We start from the raw sequence: 6,668 nt of genomic DNA on the forward strand, positions 1-6,668 counted from the left end.
GCCCGACCGGCAAGGACATCTTTGAACTGCCGTTCGTTCTGGTTGAAACCGCACTGCTGTTATTCAGCTCCATCACCTACGGCATGGCGGCTATCGCCATGTACAAAAACAACAAGAGCCAGGTTGTTTCCTGGCTGGCGTTGACCTGGTTGTTTGGTGCTGGATTTATCGGGATGGAAATCTATGAATTCCATCACCTGATCATGGAAGGTTTCGGCCCGGATCGCAGTGGCTTCCTGTCCGCGTTCTTCGCGCTGGTCGGCACTCACGGTCTGCACGTGACCTCCGGCCTGATCTGGATGGCAGTCCTGATGTTCCAGATCTCCCGTCGCGGCCTGACCAGTACTAACCGTACCCGTATCCTGTGCCTGAGCCTGTTCTGGCACTTCCTGGACGTGGTGTGGATCTGTGTGTTCTCTGTTGTCTATCTGATGGGGGCGATGTAATGAGTCATTCTAACGATCATGGCGCTTCCCACGGCAGCGTAAAAACCTACATGACAGGTTTCATCCTGTCGATGATCCTGACGGTGATCCCGTTCTGGATGGTGATGAGCGGTTCTGCGTCTAAGCCGGTTATTCTGGGTGCAATCCTGGTAACCGCGGTGATTCAGATTCTGGTGCATCTGGTTTGCTTCCTGCACATGAACACCAAGTCCGATGAAGGCTGGAATATGACCGCCTTTATCTTTACCGTGATTATCATCGCTATCCTGGTAGTCGGTTCCATCTGGATTATGTGGAACCTCAACTACAACATGATGGTTCACTAAGAGCGGCGAGTATGTTTAAGCAATACCTGCAAGTAACGAAACCAGGCATCATCTTTGGCAACCTGATCTCCGTGATCGGAGGGTTCCTGCTGGCCTCTAAGGGCAGCATTGATTACACCCTCTTTATCTACACGCTGGTCGGTGTGTCACTGGTTGTTGCGTCCGGTTGTGTATTTAACAACTACATCGACATGGATATCGACAAGAAGATGGAAAGGACCAAAAATCGGGTGCTGGTGAAAGGCCTGATCGCCCCTTCCGTCTCGCTGGTGTACGCCACCTTGCTGGGTATTGCTGGCTTTATGCTGCTGTGGTTTGGTGCTAACCCACTGGCCTGCTGGCTGGGGGTGATGGGGTTCGTGGTGTATGTGGGCGTCTACAGCCTGTATATGAAACGCCACTCCGTCTACGGCACGCTGATTGGTTCTCTCTCCGGCGCTGCGCCGCCGGTGATTGGCTACTGTGCGGTCACGAACGAGTTCGACAGCGGTGCGCTGATCCTGCTGGCTATCTTTAGCCTGTGGCAGATGCCGCACTCCTATGCCATCGCGATTTTCCGCTTTAAGGATTATCAGGCAGCGAACATCCCGGTTCTGCCGGTCGTGAAGGGCATTTCGGTTGCCAAGAACCACATCACGCTGTACATCATCGCCTTTGCCGTGGCAACGCTGATGCTCTCTCTGGGTGGTTACGCTGGATATAAATATCTGGCGGTAGCGGCTGCGGTGAGCGTCTGGTGGCTCGGTATGGCGCTGCGCGGTTACAAAGTGGAAGATGACAAAGTCTGGGCGCGCAAGCTGTTTGTGTTCTCGATTGTGGCCATCACCTCGCTTTCCGTGATGATGTCCGTAGACTTTATGGTGCCGGATTCACATAACCTGCTGACTTACGTCTGGTAAGCCAAAACAGGTCAATAAAGGGGGTGCTTCGGCACCCTTTTTTATTCGCTGAATCTACTAATAACGCATGTAATATTTGTTAAATAACCCTTTATTTACCCCGCCCCTTCCCCGCACTACACTATGGCCTGCTTTTGAACTGAGGTGGTAATGAACGATTATAAAATGACGCCAGGCGAGCTACGCGCGACCTGGGGCTTAGGGACTGTCTTCTCGCTACGGATGCTTGGCATGTTTATGGTCCTGCCTGTTCTGACCACGTACGGTATGGCGCTGCAGGGGGCCAGCGAGGCGCTGATTGGACTCGCAATCGGCATCTACGGCCTGGCGCAGGCGGTTTTCCAGATCCCGTTTGGCCTGCTCTCTGACCGGGTGGGCCGCAAACCGCTTATTGTCGGCGGGCTGCTGGTCTTTGTGCTCGGAAGCGTCATTGCCGCCCTCTCCCACTCCATCTGGGGGATTATTCTTGGCCGCGCCCTGCAGGGCTCCGGCGCGATTGCCGCCGCGGTGATGGCGCTGCTGTCCGACTTAACCCGCGAGCAAAACCGCACCAAAGCAATGGCGTTCATCGGCGTGAGCTTTGGCGTAACGTTTGCGATTGCGATGGTGCTTGGCCCCATCATTACGCACACGTTGGGTCTGCACGCCCTGTTCTGGATGATTGCCGTGCTGGCAACCATTGGTATTGCGTTAACCCTGTGGGTCGTGCCGGACAGCAAAAACCACGTCCTCAACCGTGAATCCGGGATGGTAAAAGGCTGCTTCAGCAAAGTGATTGTCGAGCCGCGCCTTCTGAAGCTGAACTTTGGCATTATGTGTCTGCACATCCTGCTGATGTCGACCTTTGTCGCCCTGCCCGGCCAGCTTGCGGCAGCGGGTTTCCCGGCGGCTGAGCACTGGAAAATCTATCTGGTCACGATGCTGATTTCGTTTGTCTCCGTCGTGCCGTTCATCATCTACGCCGAAGTGAAGCGCAAAATGAAGCGCGTCTTCGTGGGCTGCGTGGCGGTCCTGCTGATTGCCGAAATCGTGCTCTGGGGTGCCGGTCCGCACTTCTGGGAGCTGATTGCCGGCGTGCAGCTGTTCTTCCTGGCCTTTAACCTGATGGAAGCGCTGCTGCCGTCGCTTATCAGCAAAGAGTCGCCCGCCGGTTACAAAGGTACGGCAATGGGTATTTACTCCACCAGCCAGTTTCTCGGCGTGGCGATCGGCGGCTCGCTCGGCGGCTGGGTGGACGGCCTGTTTGATTCACAAACCGTATTTCTCGCCGGTGCGCTGTTAGCGACAGTCTGGCTGCTGGTCGCCAGCACCATGAAAGAGCCGCGCTACGTGAGCAGCCTGCGGATAGAAATCCCGGATGATGTGGAAATCAGCGATGCGCTTAAGCAGCGTCTGGAAGAAAAAGAGGGCGTGACGGACGTGCTCATTGTCCCGGAAGAGCGCAGCGCTTACGTCAAGATAGACAGTAAAATGACTAACCGCTTCGAAGTCGAGCAGGCGCTCAAGGCGTGATAAAAAGCCCGGTTTAACCGGGCTTTTTATATTAATCGCGGAAGTTTTTAAACTGGAACGGTTGTCCCAAATCGCCGCCGCGCACCAGCGCCATTACGGACTGGAGATCGTCGCGGGACTTACCGGTCACGCGAATTTCTTCACCCTGGATCTGCGCCTGCACCTTCAGCTTGCTGTCTTTTATGAGCTTAACGATTTTCTTCTGCACCGCACTCTCAATACCCTGCTTCAGCTTGGCTTCTACAAACCAGTTCTTACCGCTATGCACGAACTCTTCCGGCACATCGAGAGACGTCCCTTCGATGCCGCGCTTTAACAGCTTGGCGCGCAGAATATCGAGCAGCTGATTCACCTGGAAATCAGACTCGCTCAGCACCTTAATGGTCTTATTTGCATCGTTCAGCTCAAACGACGCCTCAACGCCACGAAAATCGAAACGTGACTCAACTTCGCGGGTTGCGTTCTCAACGCCGTTGCGAACTTCCTGGATATCAACTTCGGAAACAATATCGAAAGATGGCATCTTTTCTTCTCCCTTCACTTTTGTTGCGTTGCATAATACCCGCTACGAGGCATAACTCAACAGAAGCTTAGCTGTATAATTAAGCTGTAACACCTGGCGCAGTTGCAGGTGAGGAGGAACAATGAAAATTACGGTGCTCGGATGCGGAGCGCTTGGTCAGCTGTGGCTGACCGCGCTGTGCAAGCACGGACATGAGGTTCAGGGCTGGCTGCGAGTGCCCCAACCCTACTGCAGTGTAAACCTGATTGGTGAAGATGGAAGCATCTTTAACGAATCTCTCACCGCCAACGATCCTGATTTCCTGGCGCAAAGCGACCTTTTACTGGTGACGCTCAAGGCCTGGCAGGTCTCAGACGCGGTAAAGACACTGGCCGCGCAGCTCCCCCCCACTTCGCCCATACTGCTGCTGCATAACGGCATGGGTACCCTTGATGAGCTGAAAAGCGTCCCGCAGCCCCTGCTGATGGCGACAACCACGCACGCAGCCCGTCGCGACGGCAACATCATTGTGCATGTCGCCAGCGGCGTGACGCACATGGGTCCTGCCAGACTACAGGATGGCGACTACAGCTATCTTGCCGATGTTCTGCAAAAGGTCTTGCCGGACGTCGCATGGCACAACAACATCCGCCCTCAGCTGTGGCGTAAGCTTGCGGTAAACTGCGTGATCAATCCGCTGACGGCGCTGTGGAACTGCCCGAACGGGGAGCTGAAAAATCATCCGCAGGACGTTGCCATTTTGTGTGCGGAAGTCGCGGCGGTCGTTGAGCGGGAAGGGCTGCATACCTCGGCAGACGATTTGCGCTGCTATGTCGAGCAGGTCATTGAGAGTACAGCAGAAAACATCTCCTCAATGCTGCAGGATGTTCGGGCATTACGCCACACGGAGATCGACTACATTACCGGCTATCTGCTAAAACGCGCCCGCGCACACGGCATTTCCGTGCCGGAAAACGCCCGTCTGTATGACCTGGTTAAACGTAAGGAGAGTGAATATGAGCGCGTCAGCACTGATCTGCCTCGCCCCTGGTAGCGAAGAGATGGAAGCGGTCACCACCATTGATTTGATGGTGCGCGGCGGGATTAAGGTCACCACCGCGAGCGTCGCCAGCGACGGCAATCTTGCAATCACCTGTTCACGCGGGGTGAAAATCCTGGCAGATGCGCCGCTTGTTCAGGTGGCAGACGGAGATTACGACATCATCGTGCTGCCCGGCGGCCTAAAAGGCGCGGAATGTTTTCGCGACAGCCCGCTGCTGGTCGAGACCGTGCGTCAGTTCCATCTGTCAGGCCGTATCGTCGCGGCTATCTGTGCCGCCGCGGGAACGGTTCTGGTTCCGCACGATATCTTCCCCGTCGGCAATATGACCGGCTTCCCGGGGCTGAAGGATACGATTCCGGAAGAGCATTGGGTGGACAAACGCGTCGTCTGGGACCCGCGCGTAAACCTGTTGACTAGCCAGGGGCCTGGCACTGCGATTGATTTTGGCTTAAAGATTATTGACCTGCTGGTCGGGCGCGAGAAGGCCTACGAAGTGGCATCATCGCTGGTGATGCCGGCGGGGATTTATAATTACTATGAAGAGTAGTGCATAAAAAAAGCCGGGTGGCGGCTACGCCTTACCCAGCCTACAAATGCACGGTACCGTAGGCCCGGTAAGCGAAGCGCCACCGGGCGAGAAACTACGGACGATACACCTTCACATTCGCAAAGCCCTGCTCGCGCAGATACAGCGCCTGCAGGCGACTCATCACCCCGCGCTCACACCACAGCAGATACGTTTTGCTCTGGTCGAGATCGCCAAACTTCGTGCTCAGCTTGTAGAACGGCAGAGAAACCACTTCGACGCCTTCCACCTGCAGCGGCTTGTCATCCTGCTCGTCAATAGAGCGAATATCCAGAATCGCGTCGTTCGCGCCGAAACCGCTCACGGTCTCCAATTCAACCACTTCCTGCTCGGTCTGCTGGGCAATCTCGCGGATATCAATGTTGGACGCTTCTTCCACCACTTTATCCAGAATGCTGAAATCGAAGTTCTCTTCTTCCGCTTCGATCTTCGCCTTCACCGCTTTCACCGTTGGGCTTTTAGAGATCACGCCGCAATATTCCGGCATGGTGCGGGCAAAATCTTCGGTGCCGATTTCGCGCGCCAGATCGATGATGTGCTCTTTGTCATGGGAGATGAGCGGGCGCAGGATCAGCGTATCTGATACGTTGTCGATCAGACGCAGGTTGGTCAGCGTCTGGCTGGAGACCTGGCCCAGCGCTTCGCCGGTGACCAGCGCCTGTACGCCGTAGCGTTCAGCCACTTTGGACGCCGCACGCACCATCATGCGCTTAAGGATGACGCCCATCTGACCATCGTCCACTTTCTCGAGGATTTCGCCGACCACAGGTTCGAAGTTGATTGCCACGAAACGCACGCGGTGGGAGCTGCCGAAGCGGTTCCACAGGTAATGCGCCACCTGACGAACGCCGATTTCGTGCGCCGCGCCGCCCAGGTTGAAGAAGCAGTAGTGCACACGGCAGCCGCGACGCATCAACATATAGCTGGAGACGCCGGAGTCGAAGCCGCCAGAGATCAGGGATAATACGTCTTCCTGGGTGCCGATAGGGAAGCCGCCGATACCTTCATAGCGCCCTTTCACCAGCAGCAGGCGATCGTTTTCGATCTCCAGGTTCACCGTCACGTCCGGGTTGGTCAGACGTACGCGCGCCGTTTCAACGTGCTGGTTTAAACCGCCGCCGACATAACGCTCCACTTCAATGGAGCTGAATTCGTGCTTGCCGCGACGCTTCACGCGCACACAAAAGGTTTTGCCTTCGATCTGGTCACGGTACTGGACCAGCGCTTTCTCGAAGATGTCGTGCATATCGCTGAACGGGACATCTTCCACTTCCAGGATATGGTGGATACCTGGAATACGGGTCAGGGCGTCGCGAATATCCTGACGTTTGTTT

General features: G+C 55.6%; 8 protein-coding genes. 6 read left to right on the top strand and 2 right to left on the bottom strand.

The annotated features are described in order from the left end of the window. From cyoC to ACWYRJ_RS20180, 4 genes are all read left to right on the top strand, one after another. The coding region (gene cyoC, locus ACWYRJ_RS20165) for a cytochrome o ubiquinol oxidase subunit III (RefSeq protein WP_455508504.1) at positions 1-446 on the top strand (446 nt) is incomplete at its 5' end. Beyond that, positions 446-772 (top strand): cytochrome o ubiquinol oxidase subunit IV, encoded by a 327-nt coding sequence (locus tag ACWYRJ_RS20170; RefSeq protein WP_163353507.1) that lies wholly within the window; start codon positions 446-448, stop codon positions 770-772. The genes cyoC and ACWYRJ_RS20170, both read left to right, overlap by 1 nt. Positions 773-783: 11 nt before the next feature. Next, positions 784-1,671 (top strand): heme o synthase, encoded by an 888-nt coding sequence (cyoE, locus tag ACWYRJ_RS20175; protein WP_013095848.1) that lies wholly within the window; start codon positions 784-786, stop codon positions 1,669-1,671. A gap of 150 nt (positions 1,672-1,821) precedes the next feature. Beyond that, the gene (locus ACWYRJ_RS20180; RefSeq protein WP_115874347.1) at positions 1,822-3,183 is read left to right on the top strand and encodes an MFS transporter; all 1,362 of its coding nucleotides are present in this window, start codon (positions 1,822-1,824) and stop codon (positions 3,181-3,183) included. A gap of 31 nt (positions 3,184-3,214) precedes the next feature. Here the strand turns inward: ACWYRJ_RS20180 and ACWYRJ_RS20185 are convergent, their stop codons facing one another. Continuing rightward, positions 3,215-3,706 (bottom strand): YajQ family cyclic di-GMP-binding protein, encoded by a 492-nt coding sequence (locus ACWYRJ_RS20185; protein WP_023334701.1) that lies wholly within the window; start codon positions 3,704-3,706, stop codon positions 3,215-3,217. A 121-nt stretch (positions 3,707-3,827) separates the two neighbouring features. Between ACWYRJ_RS20185 and panE the strand changes: the two genes are divergently transcribed. After that, positions 3,828-4,739, top strand: coding sequence for a 2-dehydropantoate 2-reductase (gene panE, locus ACWYRJ_RS20190; RefSeq protein WP_455508505.1), 912 nt, complete (start codon positions 3,828-3,830; stop codon positions 4,737-4,739). Further along, the gene (gene yajL, locus ACWYRJ_RS20195; RefSeq protein WP_115874345.1) at positions 4,702-5,295 is read left to right on the top strand and encodes a protein deglycase YajL; all 594 of its coding nucleotides are present in this window, start codon (positions 4,702-4,704) and stop codon (positions 5,293-5,295) included. Before panE ends, yajL begins: the two co-directional genes overlap by 38 nt. A 94-nt stretch (positions 5,296-5,389) precedes the next feature. Here the strand turns inward: yajL and thiI are convergent. After that, on the bottom strand, positions 5,390-6,668 hold a 1,279-nt coding region (gene thiI / locus ACWYRJ_RS20200), incomplete at its 5' end, for a tRNA uracil 4-sulfurtransferase ThiI (RefSeq protein WP_455508506.1).

This window comes from Enterobacter sp. (genome assembly GCF_977039595.1).